Here is a 15,101-nt window from a genome sequence, read left to right on the forward strand (position 1 = left end):
GGGGGCGACTTCAGTCGCCAAGCAGGCCGAAGGTCTGCCAATGGTCGCCCTTCACGTTCGAAATCGCCCCTCACCCTTCACTTCCATGCCCTCCGTCCAACCCCGGTCAAAACCGGGGAATTGGGTGGGAATCGGGTGGGGGAAATACTGGCACTTTCCCCATTAGCCATTCCAATCATCTGATTTAAAAGGCTTTGCGCTAATGGCACAGGCATTGCTCGGTCAGTCCTGCCCTCTATTGGCATCCGTGCACCTGATACCGAGGTCAGCCAAATGAAACGGACGAATCCTTCGCGCAGTGCAAACCCCATTTTCGATGGTGCCCCGAGGGCATCTCTTTACCTGGGCGGCGCCCTTCTATTGCTGGGCGCGCTCTTTCCCACCGAGGAGGCGCAGGCGGCCGTGCAGTGCACGCGCAATCTGGTGGCCAATGTCGTGGCCCTGGATCAGCCGCTGATGTTCAACCGCCTCGGCGCGCAGAACATCAACGGCATGATGTTCGCCCTGCGCCGCGACGTGGTGGACAAGAATGAAGTGCCGCTCACCCAGGGCGGCGCGGCGGTGCCCGGTGAGGTGGCGCTGCGTCCCGACAAGCGTCCGCGTCCGCTGGTGTTGCGGGTGGCCGCGGGGGACTGCCTGACCATCAACTTGCAGAACCTGCTGGCCTACCAGGCCAACCCCCGCAACCCGGACGACCCGCTGTTCAGGAAGGACGAGCAGGTTGCCGACCGCCATGTCGGCTTCCAGGTCAACGGCATGCAGGCGGTCAATGACATTGGCGACATCGCCACCAACGCCGGGCGTAATCAGAACAACCTGATCCCGCCGGGCGGCAGCCGCTCCTACACCCTGTACGCCGAGCGCGAAGGTGCATTCGCCGCCAGCAGCTATGGCGCCACCTTCGGTGGTGAAGGCACTGGCGGCAACACCGCCAACGGCCTGTTCGCCCAGGTGGTCGTGCTGCCCAAGCTCTCGCGCACTTACCGCAACGTGGTCACCGAAGAAGAGATGCGTCTGGCCACCACCGGACGTACCCCGGCCGGCCAGCCGATCATCGACTACGAAAAACGCTATCCACAGACCTCGCCCTGGAACGAGGAAGGCAAGGCCGGCCTGCCGGTGATCGCCATGATGGACAACGGCGAGATCATCTCCAGCGACACCGATGCCGTGGTCATGGGGCCCAACCCCGATGGCACCTTCCCGCAGAACACCTACCCGCTGGAAAGCTACGGCAAGCGCAACCCGGCGCTGCCCAATCGCCTGGAACCCTTCCGCGATTTCTCCTCCGTGTTCCATGACGAGAACGCCGTGGCCCAGGCCTTCCCCGGTTACTGGAACGACCCGGTGTTCGGCCATGTGCTGGAGCCGACCCGCGACTCCTTCATGATCAACTACGGTGCCGGCGGCATCGGTGCCGAAGTGGTGGCCAACCGCCTGGGCGTCGGTCCGATGCATGACTGCCTGTCCTGCGCCTACGAAGAGTTCTTCCTCAGCGCCCACGTCGTCGGTGATGCCGCCATGCAGGTGGATGTGCCGGCCAACGTCGGCCTCGAAGCCATCCTCCCCGGCCAGGTGCCGCCGGAAGGCAGCACCGGGGTGAAGGCCACCATGGCCCTGTTCCCGGCCGAGCCGTCCAACGTCGCCCACAGCTACATCGGCGATGCCGTGCGCATCCGCAACTCCCACAACGGCTACGAGCAGCATGTGTTCCACCTGCACGGCCACCAGTGGCTGTTCAACCCCAATGACGACAACTCCGACTACATCGACGCCCAGGGCATCGGGCCGGGCTCGGGCTACACCTACGAGATCGCCAACGGCGGCTCCGGCAACCGCAACCGCACCTCGGGCGATGCCATCTACCACTGCCACTTCTATCCGCACTTCGCCCAGGGCATGTGGGCCATGTGGCGCATCCACGACGTGTTCGAGGAAGGCACCCGCCTGGAGGTGTCCGAAGAAGGCGACGATGGTTATCACAAGAAAGCCTTCGAGCTGCGCAGCGGTCTGCCGGCACAAGGTGCCCGCGCCCTGCCGGACGGCGAGATCATCGCCGGTACACCGATTCCCGCCATCATCCCGCTGCCGGGCAAGGCCATGCCGCCGATGCCGGGCAAGGTCACCGTAGTCGCCAAATACGGCGAAGAGCTGGTGGCCGCGAATGACGATGACGACGAGCACGAAGAAGGCGATGACGATTCCAACCACGAGCCGGAACGCAAGGCCGTGGGCTCGGTGGCCCTGGTGGATCGCAGCGAGGCCAACCGCAATGCCGACGGTACCCTGAAGAACCCGGGCTTCCCGTTCTGGATCGGCGGCATCGAAAGCACTGTGGGCCAACGCCCCAGCACCCCGCCGCTGGACATGCTCGACACCGCCAAGGCCCAGAGCCTGCGTGATTCGGGCAAGGCCCTGTGGGCGAACATCGAGCCGGCCCAGGCCGGTGGCTGGGACGGCGGCCTGCCGCGCCACACCCTGGACGGCGTGTCCGCCGGCGGTGAAGCCGAAGTGGTCACCAGCGCCCTGGACTTCTCCAAAGTGGTCCATCGCGCCAAGGCCGTGTTCCTGCCGGAAGAGGGCACCGACGTCGAGCAGTCGGTCATGGCCTTCCACGCCAAACCCAGCCATGCGAGCTTTGCCGTGTCGCCCAGCGGCGCCGTGCAGGCCAAGGACTTCCGCACCAACGGCGCCCTGCCGGTGGGCGGCGCGCCGTACTACGAACCGTGCATGGACGACACCGGCAAGCGCCTGACCCAGGCCTCCGCCGTCGGTCGCTACAACAGCGGCGACACCATCAATGGCCAGTCCTTCACCGGCAGCTCGGCGTACACCGCCGACCGCCCGCGCGTCTACAAAGGCGCCAACATTCAGTTCGACGCCGTGTTCAACAAGGTCGGCTATCACTTCCCGCAGACCCGCATCCTCGCGCTCTGGGAAGACGCCTGGCCGGTGATCAACAAGCAGCAGCCGCCGGAACCGCTGGTGATGCGGATGAACACCTTCGACTGCACCATGTACCAGCACACCAATCTGATCCCGGCGGTGTATGAGCTGGACGACTACCAGGTGCGCACCCCCACCGACATCATCGGCCAGCACATCCACCTGCCGAAGTGGGACCTGACCGCCTCCGACGGCTCGGCCAATGGCTGGAACTACGAGGACGGCACGCTCTCGCCGGCCGCCGTTGTGGAGCGCATCCACGCCATCCGCGAGTACAACCACTGCGTCGAGGCCGACCCGCGCGACGGCACCCAGGAATGCCCGGTGGCCAAGGAGCACCCGTACTTCGGCCAGTTCGGTCGCGCCGACTGGCTGGGTGCCCGCACCACCCTGCAACGCTGGTTCGCCGACCCGCTGATCAACACCTACAACGTCGACCGGGGCCTGGGGAACATCTTCACCCACGACCACTTCGGCCCGTCCACCCACCAGCAACTGGGTCTCTACGCCACCGTACTCACCGAACCCGCCGGCTCCAGCTGGTACCACGGTGAAACCGGCCAACCGCTCTACAGTGGGCGCCCGGACGGCGGCCCGACCTCCTGGCAGGCGGTGATCGCCACCGGCGACCTGGACGGCGACGGCAAGAACGACAGCTTCCGCGAGTTCTTCATGGAGTACAGCGACTTCCAGCATGCCTACGAGGCGGGCGTCTACGTTGGCGCCGGTCCTGACGGCGTCCCGGACGCCGGTGCCTATCCAACCTCCATGGACAGCTTCCGCTACGCCATCAACCCGCCTGTGCGCCAGTCCGGCCCGAACCTCTTCGAGTCGGTGCGCGAGGCTGCTGGCGGACAGGTCCTGGGCTGCCCGAGCCGTCCCTGCCCGCAGGCGATCTCGGTGGATGACCCTGGCATGTTCGTCGTGAACTACCGCAACGAACCGGTGGGCCTGCGCATCTTCGACCCTTACAAGGTGGCCCCGGACGGCAAACCCGGCATGCAGGCAGACGGCCTGGCGGGAGATCTCGCCTATGCCCTGCAGACCCGTACCGACCGCGCCATCCCGGCGCTGAACCTGGCGCCCAGCGCCATCAGCTCGGCCACCGGCCCCACCGGTGCCAGCACCGAGTTCCCGCCACACATCAACGCTGGCGGCGACCTGCCCGGTGACCCCTTCACCCCGTTGCTGCGGGCTTACTCCGGCGACAACGTGCGTCTGCGCATGCACGCCGGCGGCCACGAGGAAGAGCACAACGTCACCCTGCACGGCGTGAAGTGGCTGCACTCCGGCACCGGCTTCGGCAACAGCGGCAACTCGGGCTGGAAGGCCTCGCAGATGGTGGGCATCTCCGAGCAATTCGGCTTCGTGGCCCCGGTGACCATGATGTCCGGCAACACCACCTATGAAGCCGCCGACTACCTCTACAACATGGATGCTTCCATCGAGGGTTACTGGAACGGTATCTGGGGTGTGATGCGCAACTACACCCAACCGCGCGCCGACCTGTTCGCCCTGCCGAACAACCCGCGCCCGGTATCGTCGCGCAACACCACCCAGTTCGACGGCGTGTGCCCGCGCACCAGCCCCAACCCGAACGGCATCGGTACCCGCACCACGGTGCAGCGCAACTACGAGATCGTCGCGGCGCTCGCCAACGACATCCTCGGCAATCCGCTGGGCCTGACCATCGGCGATCCGGCCGGGGCGGGTATGCATGCCGGCGGGCCATTGAATCCGCAGGGTGGCACCCTGGTGTACAACTCGCGGCCGATGACCATTCCGCAGGCCACCGTCATCGACGAGGAAGACGGCGAGGTGTTCACCATCGGCGGCCAGTCCGGCCCGCTGCATGACCCGACCGCCATTCTCTATGTGCGCAAGGCCGACCTGGACCCGCTCACCGGCAAGCTGAAACCCGGCGTGCCCGTCGAGCCGCTGGTGCTGCGCGCCGCCGCTGGCGACTGCGTGAACATCACCCTGGAAAATCGCCTGCCGCAGGTGATGCCTGACCTGCCGACCTACGCGGTGATGCAGGGCCTGGTCAAACGCGACCGCAACAGTGCGCAGGGCCCAACCACCTTCAACAACAACATGATGCGGCCCTCCAGCCATGTCGGCCTGCACACCCAGCTGCTGGCCTACGACATCACCAAGTCGGATGGCTTCAACGTCGGCATCAACCCGGTGCAGACCGTGGAACCGCGTGCCGCCGCTGGGGGTGCCTGGCCGTCGAAGAGCTACAAGTTCTACGTCGGCCACCTGGAGCGTGAAGGCAAGCCGGTGACCCAGCTCGGTCGCAGCGTCGACAACATCACCGCGACCCCCATCGAGTTCGGCGGCTTCAACCTGCTGCCGGCCGATCCGGTCAAGCAGGGCCAGAAAGGCCTCGCCGGTGCGATGAGCATCGCGCCCCAGGGCGCCACCTGGGTCGAGGACGCCAACATGCGCGCCGCCGCCACCGTGACCCCGCTGGCCGGCACCGGCGCGCCATACCGCGACTTCTCGCTGGTGCTGCACAAGTCGCTGAACATGCGCTGGGCCAACGGCCGACCGGTGGAAAACATGGCCTCCGAAGGCTTCGGCATCCCCGCCGATCCCAAGGACAACTCCGGCATGGCCGTGAACTACAAGAGCGAGCCGCTGTGGTACCGCTTCGGCAAGGCGCCGGACGCACCCTTCGGCCACGCCCAGGGCCACGGCTGGGGCGACGTGCCCAACGCGCACATGGCGTACAACAACGAGCTGGTGGGCGGCGACCCGCTGACCCCGATCATGAAGGTCAAGCCTGGGCAGCCGTTCCGTACCCACGTGACCATGCCCTCGGGCGGTAGCCGTGGCATGACCTTCCAGCTCGATGGCCATGTCTGGGCGTTCAACCCCTACCTGTCCGAGAAGCTGGATGTCTGGGGTTATCCGCAGAAGAACGCCGGCATCGGTTCCCTGCGCTTCGGCATCAACCCGGCGGCGCTGTACATCGGAGCCCAGGAAAGCGTGTTGCCGGCGGCGCATTTCAGCCTGTCGATCCCCAGCGCCGGCGGTGCCAATGCGGTGCCGGGGGACTACCTGTACCGGGACTACGCCGCCTTCGGCAACGTCGGCGGGGTCTGGGGACTGCTGCGGGTGACCAACGAGCAGTAGGGAACAGGATGGCGTTGAGCGTGGCGACACCCCGATGATGGGTTTCGTACCTCAACCCATCCTACAAATGCCCGTAGGATGGTGTTGAGCGAAGCGATACCCATCATCGGAGCCAACCAGGAACACTGAAATCGCAGGCCAGAAATGTCCTGCAATTTTCTTTTTCGGGGGGCAGGACTGCGTCCTGCATCGCGAATAAATTCGCCCCCACAAGAAGAGCGCCTGCCTGGGCGCGGTGTTGCCGGCGCGAGTCACCCCTCGCCCGCCTGCGGGAGAGGGGCCGGGGGAGAGGGTGCTTTCAGGCCAGCTCGGTCTCGCCAGCCCGCATTCCCCCAAAAGAGGGGGAAATGGGTGGGGAATATTCCGGGGGTCACCCTTACCCAGTTCGCAACCCATTGAATCCAGAACCCTTTCACGGCTGGCACAGGCATTGCTCCTGCATCAGGGCGAGGTCCAGACGAAGGGGAAGGACGCCAGATGAAAGCCCTGCACAACGCTTCCAGCCTGCTGCTGTTCACCGGCTTGTTGGCCGCCCAGTTGCCCGCCGCCGAAGCACCTGCCGGCGTTTCCCAGCGCCTGGTGCGCGATGGCGTCGCCATCGAGTTCGAGGCCCGACCGCTGGGCAGTGATGGCGTGCTGACCGAGGGCATGTTCGCCGACGTCCGCCTGCGCATCACCGATGCCACCACCGGCCAGCCGTTGGCCGGGCAGGTGCCGGGGGCCTGGCTCGACCAGGCGTTGCCGGAAGGCCAGGCCGACCAGTGCAAGGTGCGCATCGGCACCTACCTCAAGGGCGTGCTCAGTGCCCGTCCGATGGTGGACCTGAACAGCTACTACCTGGTGGTGATGAACAAGGATTCCGCCCTCACCGTGATCGATCCGGTGACCTCGGTGGGCGGCATCACCAGCACCCTGACCCGCGTCCCCCTGAAGCGTCCGCCCATGGATTGGGCCGCCAGCGCCGACGACCGCCTGCTCTACGTGTCCATGCCCAGCGCGGGTGAAGTCGCGGTGGTGGATACCAGCGAGTTCAAGGTGCTGAGCAGCCTCCCGGCCGGCCCCGAGCCGGTGCGCGTGGCCCTGCAGCCGGACGGCCGCTACCTGTGGGTGGGCAACAATGCCCAGCGCGGGGAAGAGGGCGGCGTGACCGTGATCGATACCCAGGCGCGCAAGACCGTGGCAACCCTGGCCACTGGCGGCGGCCACCACGAAATCGCCTTCAGCGCCGACTCGCGCTTCGCCTTCGTCAGCAGTCGCGATGCCGGCCGGGTGACGGTGGTGGACGTCGCCAGCCTGAAGAAGGTGCAGGACATCGAGACCGGGCCGAGCCCGCTATCCCTGGCTGTCTCGAAGCTCTCCGGCGCGCTCTACGTGAGCGACGGCAAGGCGGGCACCATCACCGTCATCGACGCCCGCAGCCTCAAGGTGCGCAAGGTGATCGACGCCGGCCACGGACTGGGCCCACTGCGCTTCACCCCGGATGGGCGTTTCGGCCTCGCGCTGAACAGCCTGAATGACCAGGTGCTGGTGCTGGATGCCGGCAGCGACGAAATCGTCCAGCGCGCTGAAATCACCGCCGAGCCCTACCAACTGGTGTTTACCCGCAACTACGCCTATGTGCGCGGCCTGGCGTCGCCGAAGGTGACGATGATCAACCTGGAATCCCTCGGCAGAGGCAAGCAGATCATCGTCCAGGCCTTCGAGGCCGGCCCTGCCGCGCCCAAGCTGGCCGGCGAGCTGCCGTTGGCTGACGGCCTCAGTCAGGCCCGCGACGAAGGCGCCGTGTTCGTGGTCAACCCGGTGGACAACACCACCTACTTCTACATGGAAGGCATGAACGCCCCCATGACTGGCTACCTCAACCGGGGGCACACCTCGCGCGCTGCACGGGTCATCGACCGCAGCATGCGCGAAGTCGAGCCGGGCCTGTTCAGCAGCCGCATCAAGCTGCCAGCACCGGGCAAGTTCGACCTGGCGGTGATGCTCAACCAGCCGAAGATCGCCCACTGCTTCAGCGCCGAAGTGCAAGCCAACAAGGCCATGGCCGCCCAGCGCAACAAGCCGCGCGTGGAATTCCTCATCGACCAGCCCCTGGTGAGTGCGGGCGCCACCGCCAAGGCGCGCTTCCGCATCCTCCAGGGCGGCGCGGAGGAGCCGAAGACCGGCATCGCCGACCTGCGTGTGCGCTACTTCCAGGCGCCGGCCTCGCGCCCCTACGAGGTGGCAGCGGTGGAAGTGGGCGAAGGCATCTACGAAGCGCCGATCGAACTGAAGCAGGTCGGCGCGTACTACCTGCACGTGGGCTCGGCCTCCCTGGGCATGCCCTTCGGCTCGCAACCCTATGCCAGCCTGCGCGCCGTCCCGGCCCAGGCGCGGACCAATCCATAAGGAGCACGCCATGGAACCGTTGAAGACAGGCATCGCTGCCGCGCTGTTCACCCTGGGTCTGGTCGCCGTCCCGGCGCTGGCCGGCCACACGCCGGAAGAGCACGCCGCGCACATGGCGCAGATGGCCGCCGACCCCCATGCCCAGCACCAGGGACATACCGGAGCGCAGGGCGCCCAGGTGGCCTTCGCCGACGTGCCATTGCTGGACCAGGATGGCCGCGAGCTGCGCCTGAAGGACGACCTGGTGAGCGACCGCATCGTCGTCATGGGCTTCGTCTACACCAGCTGCACCACGGTCTGCCCGGTGATCTCGGCAATCATGCAGAAGCTGCAGACGCAGCTCGGCGAGCGCGCCGGGCGGGAGGTCCAACTGATCTCCCTGACCATCGATCCGCTGCGCGACACCCCTGAACGCCTGCACGAATATGCCGGCCGCTTCGAAGCGGGCGAGGGCTGGCGCTGGGTCACCGGCAGCAACGAGGCGGTGGCCGACACGCTCAAGGGTCTCGGCACCTGGACGGCGAACTACCAGGACCATCCGCCGCTGATCATGGTGGGCGATGGCCGCACCCAACAGTGGACCCGCTTCTACGGCTTCACCGATCCCGCCGTGCTGATGGCGCGGGTCGACGAACTGAGCGCCGCCCGTGAACACGGCGGTCACGGTCACGATGCCCTTGCCCAGGAGACCCACCCATGAAGCGCCTGCTCCCGCTCGCCCTGGCCATGGCCCTGGCCAATGTTGCCCATGCCCACGAAGGCCACGAAAACCACGAAGCCGCTCCGGCATCCAATGCTCCCGCCGCGCAGACCCTGAAGGCCCGCGGCACGACGGATGCCCAGACCTACTTCACCGATACCCTGTTGCGCGACCAGAATGGCCAGGAGGTGCGCTTCTACAGCGACGTGCTCAAGGGCCGGCTGGTGATGCTCAATGTGATCTTCACCCACTGCAACGACGCCTGCCCGCTGATCACCCGCAAGCTCAAGGAAGTGCGCGACGCCATGGGCGAGGACCTGGCGAAGCAGGTCTACTTCATCTCCCTGTCCAGCGATGCCGAGAACGACACCCCGGAAGTGCTCAAGGCCTTCGCCGCCAAGCACGGTGTGGATTCGCCCAACTGGATCTTCCTGACCGGCGACAAGGCCGACATGGACCTGGTGCTGACGCGCCTGGGACAACTGGGTGAAAGCCCCGAGGCCCATTCCACGCTGCTGATCGCCGGTGACGTGCCGAACAAGCGCTGGAGCAAGATTCGCCCCGACGCGCCGGTGCCTGCCATCGCCCAGCGTCTGCAACTGATGACCATGCCCGTGGCCGGGCGTTGAGGACCGATGCCATGTGGCGCGCCGTGCTGCTGGCCCTGCTGCTCGCTCAGCTAAGTCCCGCGTTCGCGTTGGAGCTCAGCCCCGAGGAAGCGGCGGGCCGGCGCATCTACCTGGAGGGCGTGGGCGCGGCCAATGGCGAGATCAGCGCGCGGGTCGGTGCCGGCGATACCCTGGTGCCAGCGGCGGTGATGCCCTGCGCCAACTGCCACGGCGCCGATGGCCGCGGTCGTCCGGAAGGCGGTGTGCGTCCGCCGGATATCACCTGGCGACGCCTCTCCCTGTCCTATGGTCAGCTACAGGCCAACGGCCGCAGCCATGGCCCCTACGACGAAGGCGCCTTGGCCCGCGCCGTGAGTGAGGGCCGCGACCCCGCCGGGAATCGCCTCGACCCGGCCATGCCGCGCTTCGTCATGTCCCTGCGTGACATGGCCAACCTCACGGCCTACCTCAAGCGCGTGGAAGACGACCGCGACCCCGGTGTTCAGGAAACCGAGCTGCGTCTGGGAACCCTGCTGCCAACGCGAGGCCCCCTGGCCGAGCTGGGCCATACGGTGGAAGCGGTGCTGCGCGGCGCCCTGGCGCAGGTCAACGAGGCAGGCGGCATCCATGGCCGGCAGCTGTCGCTGGTGGTACGCGACCCCGGCATGGACCGGCAAAGCACGCAGCGGGCGCTGGACCAGTTGCTCGAAGAGGACCAGGTCTTCGCCTTGCTGGCACCCCTGGTGCCCGCGCTGGATGGCGACCTTTCCGACGCCATCGGCAAGGCCGGGGTGCCCCTAGTGGGGCCGTTGGCGCTGTTCGACGAAGCCGGTGACAACCGGCTGGTGTTCAATGCCCTGCCGGGCCTGCGCGAGCAACTCTTCGCCCTGGCGGGCTACGCCAGCAGCGATCTCGGCCTGCAGCAGCCCGAGGCCCTGGTGGTCTACCCCGGCGAGGCCCGGCAACAGGGCCTCGCCGAATCCCTGGCCCTGCGCCTGATGGACCAGGGCTGGTCGCGGGTGCGCCTGCTGGACTACGGCAGCGGAAACCGCGATCACGCCCTCGCATCTGCGGCCCGTGGCGCACAGGGCGTGTTCTTCCTCGGCCAGTCGGAAGACTTCGCCCGGCTCGCCGACCAGCTCCAGGCCGACGACCTTTCGCCTTACCTGTTCGCCGCCTCGGCCCAGGTCGCCAGCAGCGCCCTGCGCATTCCGCGGCGCTTTTCCGAACGGGTATTTCTCGCCTATCCCTTCATGCCCGGCGACTGGACCCCGGAAGGCGAAGCGGCGCTGCTGGCGATACGTCGCAGCCAGGGGGTGGGTGGCCAGCACGCGGCCTTGCAGGTAGGCGCCTACTGCGCCGCCATGCTGGTCAGTGAAGGACTGAAACGGGCGGGCCGTGATGCCAGTCGCGAGAAGCTGGTCAGCGCACTGGAAGGCTTGCGCGGTTTCCACACTGGCCTGACCCCGTCGCTGGATTTCGGCCCGGGGCAGCGGGTGGGCCTGGCCGGCGCGCATATCGTCACCGTCGACCTGCACGGCCAGAACTTCCGGCCGCTGGGCAGGTTCATCAAGGTGGACACACGGCTCTAAGCATCACGAAGGGGAGGACAGGACATGCAAGGCAATCCCTGGCTCGGGTTGGTCATCGGCCTGCTCACGCCCCTGGTGCTGGCGGGCGAAACCGGCATCGCCGCGCGGGTCAACGGCACCGACATCAGCAACTTCCGGCTGGAGCGGCACTTCGTCGACTACCTGAAGATCCAGGGCCGCCAGGTAGGCGCCATCCGCAGCCCGATGGCCTACAAGCGACTCAAGCGCGAGGCGCTGCAGCAACTGATCGACAAGGAACTGCTCTGGCAGGAGGCCGGCCGCCTGGGCATCAGCGTGTCGGATGAAGAAATCAGCGGCAGCCTGGCCGAAATGAAGGCCGCCTTCCCCGATACCCAGGGCTTTGCCCGGGCACTGGATGAGGCCGGCTTCGACGAGCCGTCCTATCGCGACTACCTGCGTCATGAGCTGGTCGCCAGTCGTGTGCTCGATGCACTGGCCGAGGCAACCCCGCCCACCGAGGCAGAGGTGCAGGCGGCCTACGAAAGCCTGAAACCGCAGGTCGACCCGACCATGGACGAAGCCCGCGCCAAGGCCCTGGTGCGCCAGTACCTCAGCGGCCAACGCATGGCCCAAGGCCGCGAGCAGGCGCTGGAGAAATTGCGCGAGAAGGGCAGGGTGGAAGTGCTGGTTGCGCTGTAGGGGCGCTATCCGTCCTGCTTTTCTGTGGGGGCGAATTCATTCGCGAAGGAGGCCGTAGGGCTCCCGATGGATTTGCGCACGGGCGGATTACCCTCTCCCCCCGCCCTCTCCCGCAGGCGGGAGAGGGGGCTATCCGTGCAGGCTGGTGGTCGCTGTGTTTGTGGGAGCGAATTCATTCGCGATGGGTCGCGCAGCGACCCCCGCTCTTCTGTGGGGGCGATTTCAATCGCTAAGGAGGCCGAAGGACTCCCCATGGTGTTCCGCACGGTCGGAGAAAACCCTCACCCCCGCCCTCTCCCAGAGGGAGAGGGAGTTGTCCGTGCAGTCCGAGGTTCCGCTTTTCTGTAGGGGCGAATTCATTCGCCAAGGAACCCGCAGGGTTCCCACGAAAGGCCTTCCCCACTTCTGGGGATAGCCACTGGCCGACATCGGCCATTCCCCCGGTTTTGGGGAAACCCCCGATGGCGGGGAAGTCACCCCCATTGCAAATCAGCGACTTAGAAGCCCCTCCGGCCAGCCAATCGGCTGGCACGATGCATGCGTATGTCCAGGCAAGGGCGGATTCCGGCAGCACCGGACCGCGATGGCCCCTGGAGGTACCACCATGGACAGCCAGCTTCTGACGCAGCCTGTACCGGAGCGTTTCGATACCGAACTGATGCGCGCTGCGCGCAAGCGTTCGGACGAGCTGGGTCATCGTCTGGTGGATGCCCTGGATGAATTGGCCAACCTGTCCCCCGATACTTTCGCCCAGCGCCTGGGCAATACCCTGCATTACCCGGTTCTGGCCTTCGAGGCCCTCAGCCGTGGAACGCCCTGTTTCGAGCGGGTTCCGCTGGCACTGGCCCTGAAGCGCGAGTTCGTGCTGCTGGAGCTGGATGGCGAAACCCTTGGCGTTTTCGCCGACCCCTTCGACGAGTCGCGGCTGGCCTGGATCGAAGAGCAACGCCAGGGTGCGCATCTCTACCTGGTGCATCCGCGCGAGCTGGCGGCCTACCTCGAGCGTCATGAAGAGAGCTTCCATGCCGTCGACTCCCTCCAGGCGGGGGCGGGCACCGTGCAGGAAAGCGAGGCCCTGGAAACCCTCTCCCTGGCGCGCATCAGCGAAGACGCCAGCGTGGTGGTCAAGCTGGTCAACTCCACCCTCTACGACGCCCTCAAGCTGCACGCCAGCGATATCCACCTCGGCATGACCGGCAACGGCCTGTCCATCAAGTACCGCATCGACGGTGTGCTGGGCGGCGGCAGCCGGGTGCCCGGCGTGGAGCTGGCCGAGCAGGTCATTTCGCGGGTGAAGGTGATGGCCGAGCTGGACATCGGCGAGAAGCGCGTGCCCCAGGACGGACGCTTCAAGATCGGCATCAATGGCCGGCAGATCGACTTCCGCGTCTCCATCATGCCGAGCATCTTCGGCGAAGACGCGGTGCTGCGGGTGCTCGACAAGCAGGACCTGGCCGACCAGGTCCACGGCGTGCGCCTGGAGGCCCTGGGCTTCGAGGACGGCACCCTGCGCAGCCTGCGCCGACTGGCTTCGGAGCCCTACGGCATGGTGCTGGTCACCGGCCCCACCGGCAGCGGCAAGACGACCACGCTGTACGCGATGATCACCGAGATCAACCACGGCGTGGACAAGATCATCACCATCGAAGACCCGGTGGAGTACCAGCTTCCCGGCGTGCTGCAGATCCCGGTGAACGAGAAGAAGGGCCTCACCTTCGCCCGTGGCCTGCGCTCCATCCTGCGCCACGACCCGGACAAGATCATGGTCGGCGAGATCCGCGACCCCGACACCGCGCAGATCGCCGTGCAGTCGGCGCTCACCGGTCACCTGGTGTTCACCACCATCCACGCCAACAACGTGTTCGATGTGATCGGCCGCTTCAGCCAGATGGAAGTGGACCCCTACAGCTTCGTCTCGGCGCTCAACGCCGTATTGGCCCAGCGCCTGATCCGCCTGGCCTGCCCGAGCTGCGCCGAGGCCGTGCAGCCGAGTGAGGAAGAACTGCTGGCGTCGGGCATCGACCCCGCCAGCGCGCACCAGTATCGCTTCATCACCAGCCCGGGCTGCGGACGCTGCCGGGGCACCGGCTATCGCGGGCGGACCGCCATCGCCGAACTCCTGCGCCTGGACGATGACCTGCGCCAACTGATCATCGAGCGCCAACCCATCAGCCGCATCAAGGAACTGGCCGTCAAGCGCGGCCTGCGCCTGCTGCGTACCTCGGCCCTGGACCTGGTCCGCGAAGGCCGCACCACGCTGGAGGAGATCAACCGTGTCACGTTTGTGGCCTGAGGCCTATACCGCCGTGTTCGGGCCCCACAGCGTGGGCCTGTTGCATTGCCGCAGCCGCGAGTGGCTCGGCAGCACCGACTTCGACGCCGTCGGCGGCCTGGCCTGGCCGTCGGCAGTGGCCGCGCTGGAAACCCTGCTGGCCGGACGCAAGCCGGGGCGGGCCATGCTCAAGGTGCTGCTGTCCAGCCACTACACACGTTTCTGCCTGGTGCCCTGGAGCGAGGCCATCAACACCCCCGAGGAGCTGGCTGGCTACGTGCGTCTCTGCTTCGAAGACATCTACGGCAACTTGGGCGAGGGCTGGAGCCTGTGCCTGGCGCCGGAAGCCGCTGGCCAACCGCGCCTGGCCGCCGCCATGCCGGACGAGCTGCTCACCCAGCTGCGCAGCCTGGCCAAGCGTAATGGCCTGCAACTCGCCTCGGTGCAGCCCTACCTGGTCGCCGCCTTCAACCGCTACCGCGCGGCGTTGTCGATGGACGACTTCCTCTTCCTCGTGGCCGAGCCTGGACGCGGCAGCCTGCTGCTGGCACGCGGCGGTCGCTGGGCCACCGTGCGCTCGGTGGCGCTGGACACAAGCGATGCCGCACTGAATGACCTGATCGCCCGCGAAGGCGAACTCCGTGGCCTGGAGCAAGACGCTCCGGCCGGCTTCTTCCTGCATGCCCCGGGACGCGCCGGCCAGTTCGCCGCAGAAGTCGCCCGCCTCGACGCCGAACTGCCCGAAGGGCGGTATCAGGACCCCTTGCACGCCATGGCAATGACGGTGAACTGAT

At 66.8% G+C, this 15,101-nt stretch carries 8 protein-coding genes; all 8 read left to right on the forward strand.

Annotated features, from left to right (window positions below):
- Positions 1-273 precede the first annotated feature (273 nt).
- The 8 genes from mnxG to E8E95_RS10750 all read left to right on the forward strand — a co-directional run bounded on the left by mnxG (position 274) and on the right by E8E95_RS10750 (position 15,100).
- Positions 274-6,087, forward strand: a complete 5,814-nt coding sequence (gene mnxG, locus E8E95_RS10715; protein ID WP_280349847.1) for a manganese-oxidizing multicopper oxidase MnxG — start codon at positions 274-276, stop codon at positions 6,085-6,087.
- 477 nt (positions 6,088-6,564) lie between these two features.
- Entirely contained in the window at positions 6,565-8,475 is a 1,911-nt protein-coding gene (locus tag E8E95_RS10720) for a cytochrome D1 domain-containing protein (RefSeq protein ID WP_280349849.1), read from the forward strand.
- Positions 8,476-8,485: 10 nt separating this feature from the next.
- Complete coding sequence (locus tag E8E95_RS10725) at positions 8,486-9,175, forward strand: SCO family protein (protein WP_280349850.1); 690 nt, start codon at positions 8,486-8,488, stop codon at positions 9,173-9,175.
- Positions 9,172-9,804 (forward strand): SCO family protein, encoded by a 633-nt coding sequence (locus tag E8E95_RS10730; protein ID WP_280349851.1) that lies wholly within the window; start codon positions 9,172-9,174, stop codon positions 9,802-9,804. The genes E8E95_RS10725 and E8E95_RS10730 overlap by 4 nt, the downstream gene beginning before the upstream one ends.
- Positions 9,805-9,815: 11 nt before the next feature.
- Positions 9,816-11,375: an ABC transporter substrate-binding protein gene (locus E8E95_RS10735; RefSeq protein WP_280349852.1), complete on the forward strand. Its 1,560-nt coding sequence runs from the start codon at positions 9,816-9,818 to the stop codon at positions 11,373-11,375.
- Between the two features lie 24 nt (positions 11,376-11,399).
- A complete protein-coding gene (locus E8E95_RS10740) occupies positions 11,400-12,035 on the forward strand; it encodes a SurA N-terminal domain-containing protein (protein WP_280349854.1) in 636 nt (211 codons plus the stop codon).
- A gap of 604 nt (positions 12,036-12,639) precedes the next feature.
- Positions 12,640-14,328: a GspE/PulE family protein gene (locus E8E95_RS10745; protein WP_280349855.1), complete on the forward strand. Its 1,689-nt coding sequence runs from the start codon at positions 12,640-12,642 to the stop codon at positions 14,326-14,328.
- A complete protein-coding gene (locus E8E95_RS10750; protein WP_280349856.1) occupies positions 14,309-15,100 on the forward strand; it encodes a hypothetical protein in 792 nt (263 codons plus the stop codon). Before E8E95_RS10745 ends, E8E95_RS10750 begins: the two co-directional genes overlap by 20 nt.
- Position 15,101 lies beyond the last annotated feature (1 nt).

The sequence above is a fragment of the Pseudomonas sp. BN414 genome (genome assembly GCF_029871275.1).
In the GTDB taxonomy this organism is placed as follows: domain Bacteria; phylum Pseudomonadota; class Gammaproteobacteria; order Pseudomonadales; family Pseudomonadaceae; genus Metapseudomonas; species Metapseudomonas resinovorans_C.

Coding starts and splice junctions, on each gene's coding strand:
- mnxG (WP_280349847.1), top strand. CDS start 274: ATGAAACGGACGAATCCTTCGCGCAGTGCAAACCCCATTTTCGATGGT.
- E8E95_RS10720 (WP_280349849.1), top strand. CDS start 6,565: ATGAAAGCCCTGCACAACGCTTCCAGCCTGCTGCTGTTCACCGGCTTG.
- E8E95_RS10725 (WP_280349850.1), top strand. CDS start 8,486: ATGGAACCGTTGAAGACAGGCATCGCTGCCGCGCTGTTCACCCTGGGT.
- E8E95_RS10730 (WP_280349851.1), top strand. CDS start 9,172: ATGAAGCGCCTGCTCCCGCTCGCCCTGGCCATGGCCCTGGCCAATGTT.
- E8E95_RS10735 (WP_280349852.1), top strand. CDS start 9,816: ATGTGGCGCGCCGTGCTGCTGGCCCTGCTGCTCGCTCAGCTAAGTCCC.
- E8E95_RS10740 (WP_280349854.1), top strand. CDS start 11,400: ATGCAAGGCAATCCCTGGCTCGGGTTGGTCATCGGCCTGCTCACGCCC.
- E8E95_RS10745 (WP_280349855.1), top strand. CDS start 12,640: ATGGACAGCCAGCTTCTGACGCAGCCTGTACCGGAGCGTTTCGATACC.